Raw genomic sequence first — 21,416 nt, 5'->3', positions numbered from 1 at the left:
GGGAAATCCCATTTATGCAACGTTTTCTTAGCATCGCACTGGCGCTCTGCGTCGGCCTGACGCTGAGCCTGGACGCCAACGCCAAGCGTTTCGGCGGCGGCAAGAGCTCGGGCGCCGCGCCTATCCACCAGACCCGCCAGGCTACGCCAACCACGCCTGCTGCCGCGCCGACCGCTCCTGGCCGCGCCCCGGCCGCCGCCAGTGGTGCTTCGCGCTGGCTGGGCCCACTGGCAGGCCTCGCCGCTGGTGGCCTGCTGGCTTCCATGTTCATGGGTGACGGCTTCCAGGGCATGCAGATCATGGACTTCCTGATCATGGGCCTGATCGCCTTCCTGGTGTTCCGCTTCATTGCCGCACGCCGTCGCCAGCAGCAGCCGCAAATGGCAGCTCCGGGTCACGCGCCGTTCCAGCGTGAAGCCCATGGCCAGCAGCCTGCCCAGCCATCGATCTTCGGTGGTTCGGCCGCCCCTGCCGCCGCAGCCGCTCCGGTGATCAACGCGCCGGCCTGGTTCAACGAGCAGAGCTTCCTGGCCGCGGCTCGCAGCCACTTCCAGTCGCTGCAGCAGCACTGGGATGCCAACGAGATGGACAAGATCGCCGAGTTCGTCACCCCGCAGATGCTCGAGTTCCTCAAGCGCGAGCGGGCCGACCTGGGTGATGGCTTCCAGTCCACCTACATCGATGACCTCGATGTGCAACTGGATGGTGTCGACGATCGCGCCGACCGCACTGACGCCACCCTGACCTTCCGTGGCGTGTCGAAGACCTCGCGCTTCGACCAGGGCGAAGTCTTCAGCGAAAGCTGGCACATGGTTCGCGCCCAGGGCGAAAACCAGCCTTGGCTGGTTGCCGGTATCCGTCAAAACGGTTAACCATCGCACGTTGCACAAAAAACCCCGGGCCTGTCCCGGGGTTTTTGCTTTTGCCAGAGCGGGCTACTAGGGTATAACGCGCAGCGTTGTCATCAAGGTCAGAGGATGTAAACCGTGGAAGAAGTGATCGAACAACTCCGTGAAGCCAATGAACCCGTGCCGGTGCCGCTGGAGCTTCCCGATGAAGACCAACTGGTCGAGATCGAGGAACAGCTGTTCATCAACATTCCGTTCGTGTTCAAAGAGTTCCTGCTGACTGTCAGTGACGTGGTGTACGGCTCGCTGGAGCCGGTAACCTGCACCGACCCGCAGTCACACACCTACCTGCCCGACGTCGCTGCCAACGCCTGGGATGCCGGTGTTCCGCGCGACCTGATCCCCCTGTGCGAAGACGGCAACAATTACTACTGCGTCGAAGAAGACGGCACCGTGGTGCTGTGGGATGGCGACGAAGAAGCGATCGGCGAGGACAGCTGGGAATCGGTGTGGCACTGGGCGCGAGACGTGTGGCTGGAAAGCTGATACACAGGAAAAACAATGGCTTAGTGCCATCAATGTAGTTAAAATCGCCAGGCTTTCTGCGCCTGGCGACATCGCTACCGCTCCATCCCCTCGGACGACGGTGAAATCTTGCGCAGAGGGCAATGCTGTCTCAGTGCGAATGATCGCGACTGTTCTCCAGCGTCTCCAGCAAGGCGATCTGCATCCGCGAATGCACACGGATGAACCAGCGCCACAGCAACGCCACCACCCCCGCCGCGACCACCGCGATCACCAGCAACAGCTCGCTGGTCGGCAGAATGCTCGCCGACAACGCCGACAGCAGCAGGAAGATCACCAGCAGCGACAGCAGCGGAATCACTTCGGCAACCACGCGACGCACGCGCTGGGTATGCCGCCCGGCCATTTCCGGCTTCACTCCCATCTCCGCCAACAGCATCGACAGTGCCTTGAGCTTGCGATAGGCGGCAATCAGGAACGGTAGCGACAGCAGTAGCGCCGCGCCCCAGATCAGCGCCTTCTGCTGGCTGACATCCGTCACCCACTCATTGAGCCAAGTGCCGATGCGCCCGGCGAAGTAACCGCCACTGAAGAAGATCGCGATCACCAGCGCCAGGTTGACCCCCACCTGCAGCAGAATGCGCCGGATCATCGCCGCCAGCATGGCACTTTCACCCTGCGGCTGAATGTTGCGCAACCATTCCCCATACAGTGACAGCACCCGCGCCAGGCGCCGTGGGACGACGTTGCCAAGTTTCAGTGACAGCGGGTCGGCGGCGCGGATCAGGTAAGGCGTCAGCAGCGTGGTAATGGCCGAAACCGCCACCGCCACCGGGTAAAGGAAGTCACTGGTGACTTGCAGGGTCATTCCCAGGGCCGCGATGATGAAGGAGAATTCGCCAATCTGCGACAGCCCCATGCCCACCCGCAGCGAGGTACGCCCATCGTTGCCGGCAATGAATGCGCCCATGCCGCACGACAGCATCTTGCCCAGCACCACTGCCACGGTGATGACCACGATCGGCCAGGCATAGTCGACCAGCACCTGTGGGTCGATCATCAGGCCGATGGCGACGAAGAAGATCGCGCTGAACAGGTCGCGCACCGGCTCGATCAGGCGTTCGATCTTCAGCAGCTGGCGCGATTCGGCCATGATCGCACCGATCAGGAAGGCCCCCAGCACCATGCTGTATTCCAGCTTGACCACCAACAGGCAGAAACCGAAGCACAAGCCCAGCACGGTAATCAGCAACATCTCGTTGCTTTCGAATTTCGCCACGTAGGCCAATAGCCGCGGCACCAGCAGAATGCCGATGACCAGCGCGACGATCATGAACAACGACAGCTTGCCGATCGTCGAAAACACTTCGCCGGAGCTGACCGCGCCACTGACGGCAATGCCCGAGAGCAAGGCGATGATACCGATGCCGAGGATGTCCTCGACGATCAGCACGCCAAAGATCAGCTGGGCGAAGCGCTCGTTCTTCATCTTCAGGTCGTTCAGCGCCTTGACGATGATGGTGGTCGAGGAAATCGCCAGGATCGCGCCAAGGAACAGCGAGTCCATGGTGTTCCAGCCAAACCAGCGGCCGATCTCGAAACCGATCCAGATCATCAGGACGATTTCCAGGAATGCCGCAATGAATGCCGTGGCGCCGACCTTGAACAGCTTGCGCAGGCTGAACTCAAGGCCCAGGCAGAACATCAGGAAAATGACCCCCAGCTCGGCCAGGGTCTTGATCGTGTCTTCATCGTGGATGAGGCCAAACGGCGGCGTATGCGGGCCGATGATGAAGCCGGCGACGATGTAGCCCAGTACCACGGGCTGCTTGAGGCGATGAAAGAGGATCGTCACCACACCGGCGACCAGCATGATCACTGCCAGGTCCTGGATGAAGCTGATGGCATGCATGGCGCGATACTCCTTTTCGACTTTGCTGGGTGCCCGGGCAGACCGCTCCTCTGCCAAGACAAAGCCGAGCGAGCAGCAAGTACATACTGTATTGAATGCAGAAACGCCCACGTTGCATGGGCGTACTCAGGTTAACATCGCACCCCGCCGCAAAAAGCCGGTGCAATATGTAGAAACAGATCGGCCAATCAGCCGCCTCTGATGACGTAATTGGCGTGACGAGGGAGCGTCCGGCAACGTCCCGTAATTCAGGAAGGCAAACCTTCTAGAGGGGAAACAGAAGTGTCAGCAGATACCAGCCCCGATTCAGCGCAATCTCACCGTGAGCACACTATGGAACCTGGAAACGCCGAGCTGAGCATGACCGTCCTGATGACCCCGGACATGGCCAACTTCTCTGGCAACGTACACGGCGGCACCCTGCTCAAGTACCTCGACGAAGTGGCCTATGCCTGTGCCAGCCGCTATGCCGGCAGCTATGTGGTGACCTTGTCGGTCGACCAGGTGATCTTCCGCGAGCCGGTTCACGTCGGCGAGCTGGTAACGTTCCTCGCCTCGGTCAACTACACCGGCAACACCTCGATGGAAGTGGGTATCAAGGTGGTCACCGAGAACATCCGCGAGCGCTCGGTCCGCCATTCCAACAGCTGCTTCTTCACCATGGTCGCCGTCGATGACAACCGCCGCCCGGTGCCGGTGCCACCACGCCAGCCGCACTCCAGCGAAGAGAAGCGCCGCTTCCTGCAAGGCCAGCAGCGCCGCCAGATCCGCCAGGAATTGGAAAAACGCTACCAGGACCTGAAAACCGACTCGATTTAAACCGCCAGGCGCTGCGCCTCGAAGCGCACGCGCGGGTGGGCAATGCGATCCTGGGCCCGCACCAGCTGCAGTTCGTAGCTGGTGCAGGCCTGGGTTTCCAGCAGCACCTCATGCACGGCCGCCGCAGTGAACTCAAAGGCCTGCAACCAGCTGTCGCCCAGCAGCACCCGGGCCAGGAACAACCCCGACGTCAGGTCGCCCACGCCAACCGGCTGCCGCGGGAAGGCCAGCAGGGGGCGACGCAGGTGCCAGCTTTCTTCGCGGGTCACCAGCAACATCTCGAACATGTCTTCAGCACGACCCGGATACGACAGGTGCTTGACCAGCACCACTTGCGGGCCGCGCTCGAGCAAGCTGCGCGCCATGCTCACGCAATCCTCGAGCGATTGCGCACGACGGCCGCAGAAGCTGTCCAGTTCCAGCTGGTTGGGGCAAAGGATATCCGCCTTGGCGGCTGCTTCATCGAGCAGGAACTCGCTGACCTCCTGGGGAACGATACAGCCCTTTTCCGCATGGCCCATGACCGGGTCACACAGGTACAGTGCCTTCGGGTTCACAGCCTTGATGCGTTCGACCCCAGCCAGAATCGCCCGGCCCTGCTCGGCGCTGCCCAGATAACCAGACAGCACCGCATCGCAGTGGCCCAGTTCGCCAATGTTGGAAATACCTTCCACCAACGCAGGAATTTGCGCTGGAGCGAGCACTTCACCCGCCCACTGGCCATACTGAGTGTGATTGGAAAACTGTACGGTATTGAGGGGCCAGACGTTGACCCCGATACGCTGCATGGGGAACACCGCAGCGCTGTTGCCGGCGTGGCCGAAGACCACGTGGGACTGGATGGCGAGCAGATGCGGGGTACGTTTCATGCGGGAGGGTTCCAAAGCTGTTTCAAGGATTGTGCAGCGCGCAGTATGGACTCGATTGCCACCTGTACGACAGGCCAGGGACGCAGTTAAGCTGGTTCGACCTGTTTGGAGCATACGTAAATGTTGACCCTGGAGAATCTCTTCGTCCTGATGTTGTTGGCCACGGCAGGCGCTTGGTTATGGCACAACCATGGGCTGCGCGAGAAGGCCCTGGAGCGGGTCAAACAGCACTGCGCAAAGCTCGACCTGGAACTGCTGGATGACGCCGTTGCGCTCAAGCGCATCGCGTTCATCCGCGATGCCAACGGCCGCAAGCGCCTGGCCCGGGTCTATGCCTTCGAGTTCACCGTGACCGGGGAACAACGTCACCCTGGTACCGTGACCCAGTTCGGCGCCCACAGCGCACTGATCGAACTGGCACCCTACCCGTTCGAGATCAAGACGCCCCCACGGGCTGACAATGTGATCGAGATGCAGCAGTGGCGCCAGGAGCACAATCGCTGGCGCAACTGACAATCAGATCAGGCATTTCGCCAGAGCCGCCTGTAGCAGCGGCTCTGGCTGCGCTTGCTCGAAGATCAGCTCGATGCGCGAGTCCTTGCGCCAGTCGCTCGGCAGCCACTGCGGCAAGTTACCTTCCAGCCCATTGAACGACTGCCATCCCTCCGCACTGTGGATAACTCCCTTGGCGCGCCGCCATGGCCAGGTCGCGAGAAACGCCTGCAAACGCAGTGGCTCGAATCGCTGGCTGGGGTGCCAGCGCCAGCCGATGCTCCAACCCCCCTCACCTTCGTGGGCCGAACAAATCGGCAGAGAAGGATCTATCCACAGGGCTGAAGACGCTGTGGATAGACTTGCTTCAGGCAAATTATTCACAGAACTGTCACTAATTTGACTTGTGGATGAAACGGGCAGCATGTCGAGGTCGACCAACCCCTGCTGGGTCCAAACCTTGTGGATATTTAAAAACTCTTTATTTATCAACAACTTGATATCTTCATCCACAGCATCGGCCTTGTTCAGCAAAACCAGCGCTGCCGCTTGCAAGGCCTGTTGCTGAGCCTCCGGTAGCGGCTCACGTCGGGCCAGTGCCTGAGCATCCAGCACCATCACTAACGGCTGCACCGCCAGCACCCCAACCCAGGGTGCCTGCTGCAGCTGGTTCAGCAACTGCACGGGATGGCCCAGCCCGGAAGGCTCGATGAACAACCGGTCGGGCCGAGCCTTGCGCAGCAGGCGGCCAAGCCCGACCTGAAACGGCGTGCCGTTCACGCAGCACAGGCAGCCGCCAGCCACCTCGCCTATGGCGATACCGTCCTCGTCACGACTGAGCAACGCCGCATCGAGGCCAACCTGGCCAAACTCGTTGACCAGCACGGCCCAGCGTTCGTTTGCCGGGCGCTGGGCCATCAGCTGGCGGATCAGGCTGGTCTTGCCGGCCCCCAAGGGGCCGCCGATGACGTGGGCGGGGATGTTCTGCAGCATGCCAGGACTTCTATGGGGAATTCACCCCACTATGCCCCGTCATGCCAACCAGTCAAGGCTGAGCAACAGCCGCCGCTGCTCACTGGCTGGCGAGCGGTGGATAAGTCCCGCGCCTTCATTGCCCAGCCATTTCTCCCCTTTGAGGACGGCCACCTCACCCGCCTGCAAGGTGCGAATGTTATCCACAGGTGCCGGCGCGAGATGCAGACCGACCCGCTCTACTGCACCTTCTTCCAGCCATTCACTGCCAGGGCCCACGTAGGTGGTCAGCAAGCGCAAGGGCACGTTATCCACATGGAAGCGCGGGCACATCGCACCTTGCAGCACCCGCAGACGCAGACCCACCCGCCGTGCACCGAGCAGGCAGGTGTAGGCTGATACCAGCCACTTCACATCGGCGACAAAGCCCTCGTAACCCTGCAGGTCGGCAGCCTCCTGCAGCAAGCCAGGCAATTGCGGCGGCTCGTGCTCGTTCACGTCAAGTACGCGCTGGTCAGCCAGGGACTGGCCGAGACTCACCACCAGGGCCGCAAAGTCTTCCACCTGTGCTGGCAAGCGGCGCTGCCAGACAGCCAGGTTCACGCCATCCTGGAAGATCTCGGTGAGCACCTTTGGCGATTCAGCAAAGGTCTGGCGGATATCCACAGGGCGCAACGCCGGGTTCATGCCGCTTCCTCGGCATGCCAGGGGCCGAAAGGATCCGGCAGGCGAAGCCAGGCCATCGGCCCAACTGCCATTTCCTCATCGCTCAGCAGGCAGGCATTCAGCTCTGTGGATAACCGTGCGAAGTCGATGTTCTGCCCGATGAATACCAGCTCCTGACGGCAGTCACCGGTTTCGGCGTGCCAGTGCTTGAGAATGTCTGCTGTGCTCTGCTCATCCTGTGGCCAATGCTCCCGTGGAACAAAACGCCACCAACGCCCGGCCAGGCCATGGCGCATCATGCCGCCGGCCTGCGACCAGCTGCCGGCTTCCTGGAATTTGCTGGCCAGCCAGAAAAAGCCCTTGGAGCGCAGCAGCCGACCGTTGCTCCAGCTGTTGTGGATAAAGTCGAAGAAGCGTTGCGGGTGCAGTGGCCGGCGGGCTTCCCAGGTGGTCGCCGCGATGCCGTATTCCTCGGTTTCCGGTATGTGCGCGCCGCGCAACTCCTGCAGCCAACCTGGCGCCTGCGCGGCCTGGTCGAAGTCGAACAGCCCGGTATCGAGAATCCGCGCCAGCGGCACCTGGCCCATGACCATCGGCACGATCTGCGCGCGGGCATTGAGGCTGCGCAAAATGGCGGTGAGTTCTTCGCGCTCGTGCTGGCTGATGAGGTCGATCTTGCTGAGCAGCAGCACATCGGCGAACTCGACCTGTTCGATCAACAGGTCGCTGATGGAACGCTCATCGTCCTCACCCAACGTCTCGCCACGGCTGGCCAGGCTGTCGGCTTGCTGATAATCGCGCAGGAAGTTCAAGCCATCGACCACAGTGACCATGGTGTCCAGGCGCGCCATGTCGGACAGGCTACGGCCTTGCTCATCGCGGAAGGTGAACGTCTCGGCGACCGGCAGCGGCTCCGAGATACCGGTGGACTCGATCAGCAAATAGTCAAAGCGACCTTCATCGGCCAGACGCGCAACTTCCTCCAGCAGGTCTTCACGCAGGGTGCAGCAGATGCAGCCGTTGCTCATCTCGACCAGTTTTTCTTCAGCGCGGTTGAGGCTGACGTTGCGCTGTACCTCGCTGGCATCGATGTTGATTTCACTCATGTCGTTGACGATCACTGCGACCCGAAGGTTGTCGCGGTTACGCAGCACATGGTTGAGCAAGGTGCTCTTGCCGGCGCCGAGGAAGCCGGAAAGCACGGTGACAGGGAGGCGATTGGACATGGTGAAACCTCTTCAGACGGACGCACTCGAAACGATGCATTGCATAATGTTATAAAGTAACAATACAATTTCGCCAAGCCGTACTCGTCGGAAGAGTGCTTCGGAGATGTAAATGAACCTGTCACGTGCTGCCCTGTTACTGCTCCTTCTCACGCCAGTGCCAGCCTTGGCACTGGCGCAGGGCAACTCGCTGGCGTTATGCACCCGTAGTGCAACACTGCTCGCCTGCCAGGACGGCAAAGGCAGCTACTACAGCGTGCGCACCGAAGGCAGCCATTTCTACCTGCGCGGTTTCGACTCAGCAACACGCCGGCTTTGGTCACAGACCAACAGCCGTTACGGCACGCTGACGTTTTTCACCGGTCTGGCCAGCGATGGTGAAGCCTGGTTCGGTTACAGCCGGCGTGTTGGCTGGACCACGTTAAATCGCGTTTCCAGCTCCAGCGGCCAACGCTTCAACTTGCATTGCAGCCTGGTCGGCGGATGCCGCTGACCCTTTTGCCTGGTATCCCACATGACTAGCCTGACGCTTCCGGACATTGCCACACAGACCCAAGAGCACGCCGTCCCACTGGATTGGGTCGGCATGTGCGGCATTGCCTTACCCATTCAGCTCGATGGTCGTCAGTTGGCGGCCATGGCCGATGCCGGTGTCAGCCTGGTGGATGGCACTTCACGGGGCATTCATATGTCTCGCCTCTACCTCGCACTGGATTCGCTTGAACAGCAGCCATTGACGCCCTTGGCCATTCGCCGTCTTCTGGCAGACTTTCTCGCCAGCCACGAAGGGCTTTCCAACGCGGCTTACCTCAACCTGGCCTTCGAGCACCTGCTGAAGCGACCCGCCTTGGTGAGCCCACTCGCAGGTTGGAAGAGCTATCCGATCACCCTCGACGCGAAGATAGAAAATGAAATGTTCCACGTGGAACTATCAGTTCGAGTGCCTTACTCCTCAACCTGCCCCTGCTCGGCAGCGCTGGCAAGGCAACTGATTCAACAGCAGTTCGAGGCTGATTTCGCCGGGCAGCACCTGGAGCGCAGTGCAGTACTGGAGTGGTTGGGCAGCAGCCAGGGCATCGTCGCAACGCCGCATAGCCAACGCAGCCAGGCGCTGATCAGCGTGCGCCTGCAAGACAATCTAGCGTCGTTACCCATAACCGAATTGATCGACCAGATTGAGGCCAGCCTAGGTACGGCTGTGCAGACCGCCGTAAAGCGTGCAGACGAACAGGCGTTCGCTTTGGCCAATGGGCAGAACCTGATGTTCTGCGAGGATGCCGCGCGGCGACTGCATCAATCACTGCGGCAGTTGCAGTGGGCTACCGCCTTCAAGCTGCGCGTGGAACATGCAGAGAGCCTGCATGCCCACGATGCGGTAGCCAGCAGCCAATGGCAGTGGTGAAACTCAGGTACGCGGTTTGACTGTTCCACAGTCGTTGCCGAGCCATACGGCCCGGGTGTTCATGCTGCCCTGCTGCTGAACGCCCGAGGCATTGAAGGTGCCGTTGACCTGCGTGGTGAATTCCTTGTCGCTGAGGAAAGTCGCCTGGCCAGTGCCTTGGGCTTTCGGGCAGCTGAACTGAAACTTCCAGACATTGCCCGTGCGGTCGGTAATTTTCTGGGTGCAGCCAGACTTCGGATCCTGCAACGGGATATCGTTGGTCTGCACCTGCTCACGCGTCAGGCACGAACGCACCCCATTGCCGCCAATCGTGACGCCCTGCTTGGCCAGTACCCCTTCCATCATGGCTCGCTGTTCCGGCGGCAGGTTCTTCAACTGCCCGAGCATGAACTGCATATCGGGTAACGGCTTGCCATCGACCTGCATGTTGCTGGTAGTCAGCTCCCACAAACCAGGTTGCAACATCTGCGCATGCACCAGTGGGCTGCTCAGGCCCAGGGCCAGAGCCAACAGTGGCAGACGAATCTTCATGTACGAACGCTCCTCGAAAAACCGGCCAACGGGCCGGGCTCAGCCTTAGACGCCAAATCCGCTTTCAGGTTGCAAGGCGGACGTGGAACGTGTTCTGTTATCCGCTGTGTACTCGGCAAGCAGGATGCGTATGGATTACCACAGCCCCTACTTTTTCGGCTATGTGCTCGGCCTGATTCACTTGCTTGGCATGATCGCCGCGTTGCATGCAGTGTTCACCGTGCGTACCGCCCAAGGCGCAATTGCCTGGGCCATGTCGCTGTTGTTCATTCCTTACTTCACGCTGATTCCCTACCTGATCTTTGGTGCGCGATCCTTCTACGCCTACATCCAGGCCCGGCGCCAGGCCAACCAGGAAATGCACGTGGCCATGGCCAACCTCAACTGGCGGCCGTGGGTTGAAGAAGCCCTCACCGCCAGGGAATCGGAAAGTTACGCCGCCTTGCGTGCCATGCCGAAACTCGGGCGAATGCCTTGCCTGGCCAATAACCAAGTGAAGCTGCTGATCAATGGCAAAGCCACTTTTGACGCTATCTTCGCCGCCATCGAGCAGGCGCGCGAAGCGGTACTGGTGCAGTTTTTCATCATCCACGACGACACCCTCGGCAAAGCCCTGCAGCAGTTGTTGCTGCGCAAGGCAGCCGACGGGGTGAAGGTATTCGTGTTGTACGACCGTGTCGGCAGCCATGCCCTGCCTGCCAGCTACAGCCAGGCACTGCGTGATGGCGGTGTACAGATCCATGCCTTCGCTACCCGCCGCGGGTGGTTCAACCGCTTCCAGGTCAACTTCCGCAACCACCGCAAGATCGTCGTGGTCGATGGCCTGCTCGGCTTTATCGGTGGGCATAACGTTGGCGACGAATACCTCGGCAAGAACCCACACCTGTCACCTTGGCGCGATACCCATGTGCAGATCAGCGGCCCGGTGCTGGCCTGCCTGCAGGAGTCGTTTGCCGAAGACTGGTACTGGGCCACGCGCCAGCTGCCACCTCTGATCCTGCCGGACACCTACCCCGACAACGGCGTGCTCTGCCAAGCCCTTGCCAGTGGCCCGGCAGACCCGCAGGAAACCTGTTCGCTGTTCTTCATCGAGGCCATCCACTCGGCGAGCAAACGGGTATGGATCACCAGCCCTTACTTCATTCCGGATGAGGCCGTGTTCGCCGCCTTGCGCCTGGCGGTACTGCGCGGGGTGGATGTACGCGTGCTGATTCCGTCTCGGCCCGATCACAAGATCGTCTATGCCGCCTCCAGCCTGTTCGCGTTCGAAGCGGTACGTGCAGGGGTGAGGATGTTCCGTTATCAGCCTGGCTTCCTGCACCAGAAGGTGGTACTGGTGGATGACGAGGTTAGCGCGATCGGCAGCGCCAACCTGGACAACCGCTCGTTCCGGCTCAATTTCGAAATCACCTTGCTGACGGTGGACCGCCCGTTCGCCGACCAGGTGGAGGCGATGTTGCGGGACGACTTCGAGCAGGCCCGCGAGATCACAGCCGAAGACAGCCGCGATACCCATCGTGTCCAGCAGCTGGGGATGCGCATTGCGCGCCTGATTTCACCCATCCTCTGAATGAAGAAAGGGCCGCTTCTGCGGCCCTTACTTCAATCAGCGCTTGGTCAGCGATAAAGGTCTTCCCGTGTCCACGGCAGATCATGGTGCCCATCGGCGTACGGCTTCACGGCCAGAATCTGATGCAGGTTGATCCAGCCCTTCTGGAACGCATAAGCACACCCGGCCAGGTACAAGCGCCAGATGCGCAGGGTCTTCTCAGGCACCAGCGCCGCTGCTTTATGCAACTGGTTCTCCAGGTTCTCGCTCCAGTGATGCAGCGTCTTGGCGTAGTGCAGGCGCAGGCTCTCCACGTCCACCACCTCCAGCCCCGCCTCACAGATGCTGGCTGTGATCATCGACAAATGCGGCAGCTCACCATGGGGGAACACATAGCGGTCGATGAACTCACCTGCCCCACGCCCGACCGGTCGGCCATCGACGTGCTTGGCAGTAATCCCATGGTTCATCACCAGCCCACCTTCCTTGACCGCACCGAATAGTTTCCGGCAATACAGCGCCAGGTTGGCGTGCCCGACATGCTCGAACATACCAACGCTGACGACCTTGTCGAAGCGGCCATCCTGAGGCAGGTCGCGGTAGTCGAGGATCTGCAGGTCGACCTTGTCGGCCAGGCCCTCGGCCTTGACCCGCTCGCGCCCGAGCTTGAGCTGCTCCTTGCTCAGGGTGATGCCGAATACCTTGGCGCCATATTCGCGCGCGGCGAAACGCGACAGCCCGCCCCAGCCACAGCCCACATCGAGCAGGTAGTCGCCGGCATCCAGGCGCAGCTTGCGGCACAGGTGGTCGAACTTGTCCTGTTGTGCTTGATCCAGGGTGTTGTCCGGCTCACGGAAATAGGCGCAGGAATAAGCCATGTCCTGGTCGAGCCAGAGTTGATAGAAGTCATTGGAGACATCGTAATGGTAGGAAATAGCCTTGGCGTCTGTGCGCTTGTCATGGGAGAGGCGCTCTGGCGGGGTGTCATCCTCGTCGATCAGCAGCGCTTCGCTAAGCTCGTCGCACACGCGGATGGCTTCACCGATATCACCTTCCAGCTCCAGCTTGCCCTCCACGAACGCAGTGCCCAGCTGGTCCAGGCTTGGGTGGGTCAGCTGGCTGATCAGCTGTGGCTCCTTGACCAGGATGGTGACCTGCGGGCTTGGGCCCAGATCGAACTGGTTACCGTCCCACAGTTTCAGCCGCAGCGGCAGATGCAGGCTTTGCAGTGCCGGTGGAAGTTGAGCAAGCATGAACACTCCTCCTATCCCTAAAGGCCACGACGCCTGATATTTCGAACGTCGCCGGATCAGAGTAGTTCATTCGTAGGAGCTTTCCTCTAAACGAGACCAAGGTCTAGAACCAACTGATCTGATGAAAGCAACGGATTGTATACAATCCGCCCTTCTCAGCTTAACCTTATGCCCCTCTCGCGCTTCCTCATCTGGAGTACAAAACCCATGAAATCCTATGACGTGGTGATCATCGGCGGCGGCCCTGGCGGCTACAACGCAGCGATCCGCGCTGGCCAACTGGGCCTGAGCGTCGCTTGCGTGGAAGGCCGTTCGACCCTCGGTGGCACCTGCCTCAACGTCGGTTGCATGCCGTCCAAAGCGTTGCTGCACGCCTCCGAGCTTTACGAAGCGGCCAGCGGCGACGAGTTCGCCCACCTTGGCATCGAAGTGAAGCCGACGCTCAACCTCGCCCAGATGATGAAACAGAAGGACGAGAGCGTGACTGGCCTGACCAAGGGCATCGAGTACCTGTTCCGCAAGAACAAGGTCGACTGGATCAAAGGCTGGGGCCGCCTGGATGGCGTCGGCAAGGTCATCGTCAAGGCCGAAGATGGCAGCGAGACCGCACTGCAGGCCAAGGACATCGTCATTGCCACGGGTTCCGAGCCTACTCCCCTGCCCGGCGTGACCATCGACAACCAGCGCATCATCGACTCCACCGGTGCCCTGGCCCTGCCGCAGGTACCCAAGCATCTGGTGGTGATCGGCGCGGGCGTCATCGGCCTGGAACTGGGCTCGGTATGGCGCCGCCTGGGTGCACAGGTCACCGTCATCGAGTACCTCGACCGTATCTGCCCGGGCATCGATGAAGAAACCGCCAAGACCCTGCAGAAAGCCCTGACCAAGCAAGGCATGGCCTTCAAGCTCGGCAGCAAGGTTACCCAGGCGAAGACTGAAGCCGAAGGTGTCAGCCTGACCCTGGAGCCAGCTGCTGGTGGAGCCGCCGAAACCCTGCAGGCCGACTACGTACTGGTCGCGATCGGCCGTCGTCCTTATACCAAGGGCCTGAACCTTGAGAGCGTAGGGCTGGAAACCGACAAACGCGGCATGCTGAGCAACGAGCACCACCGCACCTCGGTCCCCGGTGTATGGGTGATCGGCGACGTCACCTCCGGCCCGATGCTGGCGCACAAGGCTGAAGACGAAGCGGTCGCCTGCATCGAGCGCATCGCCGGCAAGCCCCATGAAGTGAACTACAACCTGATCCCCGGCGTGATCTACACCCGCCCGGAACTGGCTACCGTCGGCAAGACCGAAGAGCAGCTGAAGGCCGAAGGCCGCGCCTACAAGGTCGGCAAGTTCCCCTTCACCGCCAACAGCCGCGCCAAGATCAACCACGAGACCGAAGGCTTCGCCAAGGTCATCGCCGACGCCAACACCGATGAGGTGCTCGGCGTGCACCTGGTCGGCCCGAGCGTCAGCGAGATGATTGGCGAGTTCTGCGTGGCCATGGAGTTCGCCGCCTCGGCTGAAGACATCGCCCTGATCTGCCACCCGCACCCGACCCGCTCCGAAGCCCTGCGCCAGGCAGCCATGAACGTGCACGGCATGGCCATGCAGATCTGACCCATCTGGCTCCGCCGGTTTTTTCGAAATACCATTGATGCACGCTTTCGATCAAACCAGCGGGGCCCACCGGTTGAGCATCAACTTCGATCTGAATGACCTGCAAGCTTTCCGCGCTGTCGTCGAGCAAGGCAGTTTCCGCCGCGCCGCCGACACCATTCGCATCACCCAGTCGGCGTTGAGCCGGCGCATCGAAAAACTCGAGTCGGCATTGGGCGTGAAGCTGCTCGAACGGACCACCCGCAAGGTGTCGCTGACCAATGTCGGTCGCGCCTTCCTGCCTCAGGTCGAACGCCTGCTGGACGACCTGGACCTGGCGCTGCTCAGCGTCGGCGATGGTGGCTCGCTGCGCACCGGTACCCTGACCATCGCCTGCGTGCCGTCAGCGGCCTACTACTTCATGCCCCATGCAATCCGCGCCTTCCATACGCAGTATCCGAAAATTCGTATCAACCTGTACGACGCCTCCGCCAACGAAGTCAGCGCCGCCGTGGCCTCCGGCGAAGCGGACTTCGGCCTGAGCTTCACGGGCAACCTCGCCCCGGAGATCGAGTTCAGCGTCCTGCTCGAGGAGCGCTATGTCATCGCCTGCCGCCAGGATCACCCGCTCGCCAAGCTGGACAAGGTGACTTGGGCGCAGGCCTACGAGCATGACTACATCACCCTGGGCAAATCGTCAGGCAACCGCCTGGTACTGGATCGGGCGTTGGCCGGGATGCAGGTCAGCAAGGAGAGTGTGTGCGAAGCCAGGCATGTGACCACCCTGCTCGGCCTGATCGAAGCGGGGCTGGGTATCGCGGCGGTGCCATCGATCGCACTGCCGATGACCCCGCATCCGATCCTGGCCAGCATTGCACTGGTCGAACCGGAGGTCAGCCGCAAGATGGGCCTGCTCAAGCGCCGCGGCCGCACGCTGACACCGGCGGCACTTGAGATGGTCAGGCTGATTCGGGAACTGCCCGGCGTCTTACCGGGCGACTGAGTCCAGCCCTGTGGCGCGCACGGCGGGCTGCACGTCGGGCGAAGCGAGGTAGTTCAGCAACTGCTTCGCCTCAGCCGGGTGCTCGGCGGTTTTCGGGATGCCAGCGGCAAAGCGGGTCACCGACTGCAGGCTTTCCGGGATCTTGCCAACGTAAGTGACACCCTGCACAGGCAGCAGCTCGGCAACCTGCTGGAAGCCAAGCTGATAGGTGCCCTTGGCCACCTGCGAGGCCACCGGAATGCGCTCCACCATGGTGCTCTTGCCAACCAGCTGGTCCTGGATGCCCAGCTTCTTGTACAGCTCCTTCTCGATGTACACGCCGCTGGCGCTGTCCGAGTAGGCCACCGACCGTGCCGCCAGCAAGGTCTGCTTCAATTCGTCAGCAGTGCCGATGGCAGGCTTGGCCTGCCCTTCCCGGACCACCAGGCCGATGCGCGAATCCGCCAGTTCCACCCGCGATGCCGGGTCGACCTTGCCCTGACGGATCAGCTCGTCCAGCGCATAGCCGACCATGATCACCACATCCGCGTGCTCGCCACGCGCGAGGCGATTGGGGATCGCCTCGGGGGCCTTGCCCATGGACGGGCCCAGCACGGTGACCAGAGTATCGCCGCTCTGCGCCGCATACTGCGGCCCCAACTGCTTGTAGGCGGCGGTGAAGCCGCCCGAGGTCATCACAGTCAGTTCGGCAGCCTGGGCAAGGCTGCAGCCAGCGAGCAACGTAGCAGCCAGCAACGCTTTCAACGAAGCCCTCATGCGGCCACCGCTGCGCGGTTGGCCAGGCGGCGATAGAGCATCCAGGTGGCGACGAATGCACAGAGCGCGGCGAACATCATCCAGTAGGCCGGTGCGGCCTTGTCATTGGTGACGTGGATCATCCAGGTCGAGATCGCCGGGGTGAAACCGCCGAACAGTGCAGTCGCCAGGCTATAGGCCAGCGAGAAACCTGCCACCCGCACTTCCACCGGCATGATTTCGGTCAGCGCCGGGATCATCGCACCGTTGTACATGCCGTACAGGAACGAGAACCACAGCAGCACTTCGAGCATGTGGCCAAAGGTCGGCGACTGGGCCAGATAGGTCAGCGCCGGGTAGGCGGTGATCACGGTCATCAGCGACATGGCCAGCAGCAGCGGCTTGCGCCCGAGGCGGTCGCTGAGCGTGCCGCCGATGGGCAGCCAGATGAAGTTCGACACCGCCGTCAGCAAGGTCACCAGCAGTGCGTCGCCGGTACTCAGTTGCAGCACGGTCTTGCCGAAGGTCGGCGCATACACTGTGATCATGTAGAAGGCCGTGGTGGTCATGGCCACCATCAGCATGCCGAACAGCACCACGCCGGAGTTGGCCGCCAGCGTCGCCAGCACCTGCTTCATGGTAGGGCGATGCTCGCGGGCGGCGAACTCCTCGGTCTCCTGCAGGTTGCGCCGTAGCAGGAAGATCACCGGGATGATCATGCAGCCCACACCGAACGGCACGCGCCAGCCCCACTGGGCAATCTCGGCGGCAGACAGCCATTCGTTCAGCGCAAAGCCCAGCGCGGCGGCGACAACGATCGCCACCTGCTGGCTGGCGGACTGCCAGCTGGCGTAGAAGCCCTTGTGCCCAGGCGTTGCCATTTCGGCCAGGTACACCGACACACCGCCCAGCTCGGCACCGGCCGAGAAGCCTTGCAGCAAGCGCCCGATCAGCACCAGCGCCGGGGCCAATAGCCCGATGCTGGCGTAGCCGGGCACCAGCACGATCAGCAAGGTCCCGCTGGCCATGATCGCCAGGGTGACGATCAGCCCTTTGCGTCGGCCTACGTCATCAATGTACGCACCGAGGATCACCGCACCCAGCGGGCGCATGAGGAAGCCGGCGCCGAACACGGCGAAGGTCATCATCAACGAGGCGAATTCATTGGACGCGGGGAAGAAGGCCGCCGCGATGTGCGTGGCATAGAAGCCGAACAGGAAGAAGTCGAACTGTTCGAGGAAGTTTCCGGACGTAACCCGGAAGACCATACCGGCCTTGGACTTGCCCTCGGGCACCGAGCGTGACGGCAGACTCATGGTGGATCTCCAGCGTTTCTTAATAATTGTAAGTGCTTATTTCTGGAATGATCGTCGAAAGCGGCGCTGGAGATAATCGTTCATTTTTCATTAATTGATGCGCGGATGACATCAATGAGACGCGTGGGCCCTTGAAGATACCGTCTCGATCCTCACCTCGCGTGGCTTGCTTCGCGGCTAAAGCCGTTCCTACAGGAGCATGTGGCACGCTCGCGACGGCGAACCTTCGATTGCTAGTCTGCTTTCGCGTTATAGGCCATGCCAATAGTATAAAGGCGTACTTGGGTATCGCCGACTTTTAGCGTACTGACCTTATTCCAATTATCCGGTATGGGTGAGAAATCATCGGGCGGTTCGCTATTGCTTATCAACCAGACTCTGGTTTGGCCAACGGGTAGATTTTCAAGGCTGTCGAAATAGATTTTATCGGCATCATGGTTCACCAGTGTGCCAAATCCGTAGTTACCTGGCCGACCCGAAGCGCCGTTGGCCAGTGGCGGCGTATAGAGCAGTGGCACTGACCCGGTCTTGTTATAGTAGACGTAGCTGAAATACCAGAAAAGATCGCTGACGATGATACGGTCGTTCGTACGATAGTTTTCATTGACGAAGTTGACCAGCTTGTTGAACTGATCTTCATCCTTTTGGTAGTAACTACTCAGGCCGCCCAGCTCTACCGCCAGAAAGGTCACCAGGGTGGCTATTGCTGCGTATCGAAAATTACGCCTCATTCGATCAATGGCGACTGCCAGTATTAACGGTAAGCCCAGGGCGGAAAACATCAGATAACGCTCGACCATCAGTGGCGTTATCCACGAGACAGAAAATACGATGATCAACGGGAGAAACGTATAGATCGCCATTAGCGTATGGAATCTATGCGGGCTTCTATCATGTCGGCAGACAGCGACCGTTACCAGCGCCAACGCCAGTGGCAGTGCAAAGTAGACTGGCCATTTCAGATTCAGACCATCGGTAAGGGCCAGATCCTGCCAGATTGTCGATGGCAGTGAATACAGTGTAACGGGCAGTATCCAGCCAATGTCGCCACCCGCCTTGAGTTGGTCAAGGTGCTGCAGCAGGTCTATCAAGTTGGGAATCCAGGGGGTGTACAACAAGACGATCAAGCTGTTGGCGACCCACCATGATGGCCGAGTGATGAGGCGGTGTTTGTCGCCGCGTACAACCGATAGATAGGCCCAGTGAGACAGTACGCATAGGCTAGTGAAATAATGAGTATAGAAACTTGCCGTTATTAACAGCACATACACGCAAAGGTAGCGGTAGCGCTCAGGGTTTTTTACCCAATATACAAGCGCGATGGTTGCTCCCAGCAAAAAAAATCCCATTAGGGAGTACATGCGCACTTCTTGGCTGTAACGCACTGCAATTGGCAGCAAGGCCAACAAAACACCAGCCAGTATGGCTGCATGACGTGTTGCAATCTGATAAACCAGCCACATGCCCAGGGCTACAGTACCGACACCTGTCAGCACGCTGATGAACCTCACCGAAAAGATACTGTCCCCGAACACATCTATCCAAGCGTGTAGAAGGAGAAAGTAAAGCGGTGGGTGTACGTCATGGGCGCTGTGGACCCAGATGAGCGAGGGTGAGTACTGGCTCATTAACAAGCTGGAGCCCTCGTCGCACCAAATGGCGGAGGCCGTTGAGCCGTACACCCGAGCCAGCGTGGCGAGCAACAGGATTGGCAGCGGCCAGAGTTTCCTGGCCCATACAGCGAATTTCTTCGCATTACCGGGAGCTGGGCCTTTCCCACTGACGTTGTGCGAGTGAGACTTCATGTTTCCTCCAGCCCAGTGCATCCCTTGTGATCGAATTTTACACGACGTATGGCAAGCATGGTTGCCGCTGAGCGAACATTGACCCACTGTGTGAATTTTCAATCAGCGCCGGCATCCTGATAGAAGTCGCCGATAAATCAGTATTACTCTCAATACTCAACATGCGTGCCTGGAAAGCAGAGGTGCGAACGGTTATCGCAGATTCACGATGACCTGCGAGAGTGCGAGAGGCTCTAGGCTGAACACTCACCCACGAGCTTTAGCACAATCAGCTTGAGGCTGACATGTCGATGGAGGGAGCCAGAGTGGCTCCCTCCTTCTGCGGCAGTTTTTATTTTTTAGCGACAGCTTTAATTCTCTAAAACCATTTCGCTGGATTTAGAGAATTAAAACTGTCTCAGCAGGGGCACAAAACCCGCAGTCTGCAACCACGGCTTGAGGAAACGCAAAACTGTCGCAACCATCCGAAATGACAGTCCAGACGATTGCGCCAGAGAATTAAAACTGTCGCAGCCAGCTTCGACGTGGCGTGGAGGCCTCCCGACGCAGTGCGCTTCCGCCTTGATCGATCAGTCCTAATCCGCTGGATGAATCCAGCATCACGGGCTTTAACTGTCAAAGAATTTGACCTCTAAGGGACCAAGGTCACCCTGGATAACCTGGTAAGCCACGTTGCAGTACGGCTGGTCCCCTCGGAAAACCGAGACAGCTACGCGCTGAATGCCAATTCCACGCATGCGCTTAAGCACGTGCCTGTAACGCTCCCTTAACCCCCACCTGAACAGAGTCAGTCTCTCCCGCGGCGAGGTGAGAACCTCCCGGTAACCACCAGTGGAAATGCCGGAGCTTCCGCTGGCAACTCAAACCTCCGGCATCTCAAGTGAAATAACTACTTCACGATCATCCACAACCACATCGACGTCTTCTTTTTTCTTTACTAAGTAAAATACAAAGCCTTGATTTGGCAGCACGCCACCTTCTACGCGATAGATTTTCTGGATTGAACTTTCAGAAATCAAGCGTGGCGTAGTAGACATCAGCGGGCTGATATCAAAATGATAGCCATCTGGAAAGTTTACGATGATATCAGCGCCCACAACAGGTACTTTCGTACCCTGAGCATCAGTAATATCGCCCTTATAATGTTTTTCGAAAACAGTATTATATTCTGCATAGCTCTTGGCTGGAATTTTAACAGAATACAACACGGTAAGCTTATTACCGTCACGCACTACATCGAGATTAATGTGCTTGCTGTCGTCATCAGGATTATATTTCACGAGAACATCGCCAAATTGACCGTGACATTCTGCAGATACAAGGCTATAGGCGGCCCCTCCGAGCGCGTCAAGATCCAACCTTATCGGATTTGAGACCTCTTGATGACTTAAGTTGTGGAGCTCATATCGAGTTGTTTGTCTGCAGACTATTACCTCACCCCGCACAGTGAAGTCATAAATCCATTTTGCTTCCTTCCTTAGAACTTTGTTCTCAATAATTTCTTGCTTGATAATTTTGAAAATTGCGTCCGGGATTATCGTTTTGAAAAGGCTATCAAATACGTTCACACTGATAGCTTCGTTTAGCTTTGTCAGCTCTTGCTGCTTCTCTTCATGCAAAGCTTTTTGCATTCTATCCGCAATGAACACGGTGATAAAAATTGCCGCTCCGAGACCATACAGAAAATTCTTAGCCAGCCCTACAATTTGATACCACAGTGGGAAGGAAGCTTGAACCGTAATTAATTTTTCACCAGATGAATCTAATGTAACTTTATTGCTATATTCCACTGCAACATTAGAGGACACCAAATCCAAGAAAAAAGCTAAAGAAACAACAACAAGAACAGCAAGCAGATAGTGATACTTATCTTTGATCATTTACGCGTTCCCCATTAGGCGGCCGA

General features: G+C 59.3%; 21 protein-coding genes. 9 read left to right on the top strand and 12 right to left on the bottom strand.

Going from position 1 to position 21,416, the window contains the following annotated elements; all coding sequences use genetic code 11:
* Nucleotides 1-14: 14 nt before the first annotated feature.
* Nucleotides 15-872, top strand: coding sequence for a TIM44-like domain-containing protein (locus tag J7573_RS05820; protein WP_294330196.1), 858 nt, complete (start codon nt 15-17; stop codon nt 870-872).
* 114 nt (nt 873-986) lie between these two features.
* Nucleotides 987-1,394, top strand: a complete 408-nt coding sequence (locus J7573_RS05815; RefSeq protein ID WP_294330194.1) for an SMI1/KNR4 family protein — start codon at nt 987-989, stop codon at nt 1,392-1,394.
* 130 nt (nt 1,395-1,524) lie between these two features.
* Here the strand turns inward: J7573_RS05815 and J7573_RS05810 are convergent, their stop codons facing one another.
* A complete protein-coding gene (locus J7573_RS05810) occupies nt 1,525-3,285 on the bottom strand; it encodes a cation:proton antiporter (RefSeq protein ID WP_294330192.1) in 1,761 nt (586 codons plus the stop codon).
* Between the two features lie 333 nt (nt 3,286-3,618).
* Between J7573_RS05810 and J7573_RS05805 the strand changes: the two genes are divergently transcribed.
* Nucleotides 3,619-4,104, top strand: a complete 486-nt coding sequence (locus tag J7573_RS05805) for an acyl-CoA thioesterase (RefSeq protein WP_294330190.1) — start codon at nt 3,619-3,621, stop codon at nt 4,102-4,104.
* Here J7573_RS05805 and pdxY read toward each other — a convergent pair.
* Nucleotides 4,101-4,973 carry a pyridoxal kinase PdxY gene (gene pdxY, locus J7573_RS05800; RefSeq protein ID WP_294330188.1) on the bottom strand — a complete coding sequence of 291 codons (873 nt, stop codon included), beginning with the start codon at nt 4,971-4,973 and terminating at the stop codon, nt 4,101-4,103. The genes J7573_RS05805 and pdxY overlap by 4 nt on opposite strands.
* 120 nt (nt 4,974-5,093) lie before the next feature.
* Here pdxY and J7573_RS05795 point away from each other — a divergent pair, with 120 nt between their 5' ends.
* Nucleotides 5,094-5,486 (top strand): DUF3301 domain-containing protein, encoded by a 393-nt coding sequence (locus J7573_RS05795; RefSeq protein ID WP_294330186.1) that lies wholly within the window; start codon nt 5,094-5,096, stop codon nt 5,484-5,486.
* A 3-nt stretch (nt 5,487-5,489) separates the two neighbouring features.
* Here the strand turns inward: J7573_RS05795 and J7573_RS05790 are convergent, their stop codons facing one another.
* The 3 genes from J7573_RS05790 to zigA are packed head-to-tail and all read right to left on the bottom strand — an operon-like array spanning nt 5,490 to nt 8,329.
* A complete protein-coding gene (locus J7573_RS05790) occupies nt 5,490-6,458 on the bottom strand; it encodes a CobW family GTP-binding protein (protein WP_294330184.1) in 969 nt (322 codons plus the stop codon).
* 39 nt (nt 6,459-6,497) lie between these two features.
* Nucleotides 6,498-7,124, bottom strand: a complete 627-nt coding sequence (locus J7573_RS05785; protein ID WP_294330182.1) for a DUF1826 domain-containing protein — start codon at nt 7,122-7,124, stop codon at nt 6,498-6,500.
* Complete coding sequence (gene zigA, locus J7573_RS05780) at nt 7,121-8,329, bottom strand: zinc metallochaperone GTPase ZigA (RefSeq protein WP_294330180.1); 1,209 nt, start codon at nt 8,327-8,329, stop codon at nt 7,121-7,123. Before zigA ends, J7573_RS05785 begins: the two co-directional genes overlap by 4 nt.
* A gap of 112 nt (nt 8,330-8,441) precedes the next feature.
* On the opposite strand from zigA, the gene J7573_RS05775 reads away from it, so the two are divergent.
* Together J7573_RS05775 and folE2 are read left to right on the top strand one after the other, a co-directional pair.
* A complete protein-coding gene (locus J7573_RS05775) occupies nt 8,442-8,822 on the top strand; it encodes a glutamine synthetase (protein ID WP_294330178.1) in 381 nt (126 codons plus the stop codon).
* Between the two features lie 21 nt (nt 8,823-8,843).
* Nucleotides 8,844-9,731, top strand: coding sequence for a GTP cyclohydrolase FolE2 (gene folE2, locus J7573_RS05770; protein ID WP_294330176.1), 888 nt, complete (start codon nt 8,844-8,846; stop codon nt 9,729-9,731).
* A gap of 3 nt (nt 9,732-9,734) precedes the next feature.
* On the opposite strand, the gene J7573_RS05765 is transcribed toward folE2, so the two are convergent.
* Nucleotides 9,735-10,262, bottom strand: coding sequence for a DUF3617 domain-containing protein (locus J7573_RS05765; protein WP_283723433.1), 528 nt, complete (start codon nt 10,260-10,262; stop codon nt 9,735-9,737).
* Nucleotides 10,263-10,392: 130 nt separating this feature from the next.
* Between J7573_RS05765 and cls the strand changes: the two genes are divergently transcribed.
* Entirely contained in the window at nt 10,393-11,832 is a 1,440-nt protein-coding gene (cls, locus tag J7573_RS05760) for a cardiolipin synthase (protein ID WP_294330172.1), read from the top strand.
* A gap of 47 nt (nt 11,833-11,879) precedes the next feature.
* Here the strand turns inward: cls and cfaB are convergent, their stop codons facing one another.
* The gene (gene cfaB, locus J7573_RS05755; RefSeq protein WP_294330170.1) at nt 11,880-13,064 is read right to left on the bottom strand and encodes a C17 cyclopropane fatty acid synthase CfaB; all 1,185 of its coding nucleotides are present in this window, start codon (nt 13,062-13,064) and stop codon (nt 11,880-11,882) included.
* Nucleotides 13,065-13,271: 207 nt separating this feature from the next.
* Here cfaB and lpdA point away from each other — a divergent pair, with 207 nt between their 5' ends.
* Together lpdA and J7573_RS05745 are read left to right on the top strand one after the other, a co-directional pair.
* A complete protein-coding gene (gene lpdA / locus J7573_RS05750; RefSeq protein WP_294330168.1) occupies nt 13,272-14,672 on the top strand; it encodes a dihydrolipoyl dehydrogenase in 1,401 nt (466 codons plus the stop codon).
* A 73-nt stretch (nt 14,673-14,745) separates the two neighbouring features.
* A complete protein-coding gene (locus J7573_RS05745; protein ID WP_294330350.1) occupies nt 14,746-15,654 on the top strand; it encodes a LysR family transcriptional regulator in 909 nt (302 codons plus the stop codon).
* Here the strand turns inward: J7573_RS05745 and J7573_RS05740 are convergent.
* From J7573_RS05740 to J7573_RS05720, 5 genes are all read right to left on the bottom strand, one after another.
* Nucleotides 15,640-16,410: a substrate-binding domain-containing protein gene (locus J7573_RS05740; RefSeq protein ID WP_294330166.1), complete on the bottom strand. Its 771-nt coding sequence runs from the start codon at nt 16,408-16,410 to the stop codon at nt 15,640-15,642. The genes J7573_RS05745 and J7573_RS05740 overlap by 15 nt on opposite strands.
* Complete coding sequence (locus J7573_RS05735; protein ID WP_294330164.1) at nt 16,407-17,705, bottom strand: MFS transporter; 1,299 nt, start codon at nt 17,703-17,705, stop codon at nt 16,407-16,409. The genes J7573_RS05740 and J7573_RS05735 overlap by 4 nt, the downstream gene beginning before the upstream one ends.
* 233 nt (nt 17,706-17,938) lie before the next feature.
* Nucleotides 17,939-19,510 carry a glycosyltransferase family 39 protein gene (locus tag J7573_RS05730; RefSeq protein WP_294330163.1) on the bottom strand — a complete coding sequence of 524 codons (1,572 nt, stop codon included), beginning with the start codon at nt 19,508-19,510 and terminating at the stop codon, nt 17,939-17,941.
* A gap of 608 nt (nt 19,511-20,118) precedes the next feature.
* Nucleotides 20,119-20,349 (bottom strand): DUF4917 family protein, encoded by a 231-nt coding sequence (locus J7573_RS05725; protein ID WP_294330349.1) that lies wholly within the window; start codon nt 20,347-20,349, stop codon nt 20,119-20,121.
* A gap of 21 nt (nt 20,350-20,370) precedes the next feature.
* The gene (locus tag J7573_RS05720; protein ID WP_294330161.1) at nt 20,371-21,390 is read right to left on the bottom strand and encodes a hypothetical protein; all 1,020 of its coding nucleotides are present in this window, start codon (nt 21,388-21,390) and stop codon (nt 20,371-20,373) included.
* Nucleotides 21,391-21,416: the final 26 nt, after the last annotated feature.

The organism is Pseudomonas sp. (genome assembly GCF_017744435.1).
Lineage (GTDB): Bacteria > Pseudomonadota > Gammaproteobacteria > Pseudomonadales > Pseudomonadaceae > Aquipseudomonas.
The sequence above is the reverse complement of the archived record's forward strand: the minus strand, read 5'-3'. Positions and strand labels throughout refer to the sequence as shown.

What these genes read in the sequence shown, in the direction of transcription:
- cfaB (WP_294330170.1), bottom strand. Translation starts at nt 13,064, where the DNA reads ATGCTTGCTCAACTTCCACCGGCACTGCAAAGCCTGCATCTGCCGCTG.
- J7573_RS05720 (WP_294330161.1), bottom strand. Translation starts at nt 21,390, where the DNA reads ATGATCAAAGATAAGTATCACTATCTGCTTGCTGTTCTTGTTGTTGTT.
- J7573_RS05785 (WP_294330182.1), bottom strand. Translation starts at nt 7,124, where the DNA reads ATGAACCCGGCGTTGCGCCCTGTGGATATCCGCCAGACCTTTGCTGAA.
- J7573_RS05790 (WP_294330184.1), bottom strand. Translation starts at nt 6,458, where the DNA reads ATGCTGCAGAACATCCCCGCCCACGTCATCGGCGGCCCCTTGGGGGCC.
- J7573_RS05740 (WP_294330166.1), bottom strand. Translation starts at nt 16,410, where the DNA reads ATGAGGGCTTCGTTGAAAGCGTTGCTGGCTGCTACGTTGCTCGCTGGC.
- folE2 (WP_294330176.1), top strand. Translation starts at nt 8,844, where the DNA reads ATGACTAGCCTGACGCTTCCGGACATTGCCACACAGACCCAAGAGCAC.
- zigA (WP_294330180.1), bottom strand. Translation starts at nt 8,329, where the DNA reads ATGTCCAATCGCCTCCCTGTCACCGTGCTTTCCGGCTTCCTCGGCGCC.
- J7573_RS05805 (WP_294330190.1), top strand. Translation starts at nt 3,619, where the DNA reads ATGGAACCTGGAAACGCCGAGCTGAGCATGACCGTCCTGATGACCCCG.
- lpdA (WP_294330168.1), top strand. Translation starts at nt 13,272, where the DNA reads ATGAAATCCTATGACGTGGTGATCATCGGCGGCGGCCCTGGCGGCTAC.
- J7573_RS05730 (WP_294330163.1), bottom strand. Translation starts at nt 19,510, where the DNA reads ATGAAGTCTCACTCGCACAACGTCAGTGGGAAAGGCCCAGCTCCCGGT.
- J7573_RS05795 (WP_294330186.1), top strand. Translation starts at nt 5,094, where the DNA reads ATGTTGACCCTGGAGAATCTCTTCGTCCTGATGTTGTTGGCCACGGCA.
- cls (WP_294330172.1), top strand. Translation starts at nt 10,393, where the DNA reads ATGGATTACCACAGCCCCTACTTTTTCGGCTATGTGCTCGGCCTGATT.
- J7573_RS05775 (WP_294330178.1), top strand. Translation starts at nt 8,442, where the DNA reads ATGAACCTGTCACGTGCTGCCCTGTTACTGCTCCTTCTCACGCCAGTG.
- J7573_RS05820 (WP_294330196.1), top strand. Translation starts at nt 15, where the DNA reads ATGCAACGTTTTCTTAGCATCGCACTGGCGCTCTGCGTCGGCCTGACG.
- J7573_RS05735 (WP_294330164.1), bottom strand. Translation starts at nt 17,705, where the DNA reads ATGAGTCTGCCGTCACGCTCGGTGCCCGAGGGCAAGTCCAAGGCCGGT.
- J7573_RS05810 (WP_294330192.1), bottom strand. Translation starts at nt 3,285, where the DNA reads ATGCATGCCATCAGCTTCATCCAGGACCTGGCAGTGATCATGCTGGTC.
- J7573_RS05765 (WP_283723433.1), bottom strand. Translation starts at nt 10,262, where the DNA reads ATGAAGATTCGTCTGCCACTGTTGGCTCTGGCCCTGGGCCTGAGCAGC.
- pdxY (WP_294330188.1), bottom strand. Translation starts at nt 4,973, where the DNA reads ATGAAACGTACCCCGCATCTGCTCGCCATCCAGTCCCACGTGGTCTTC.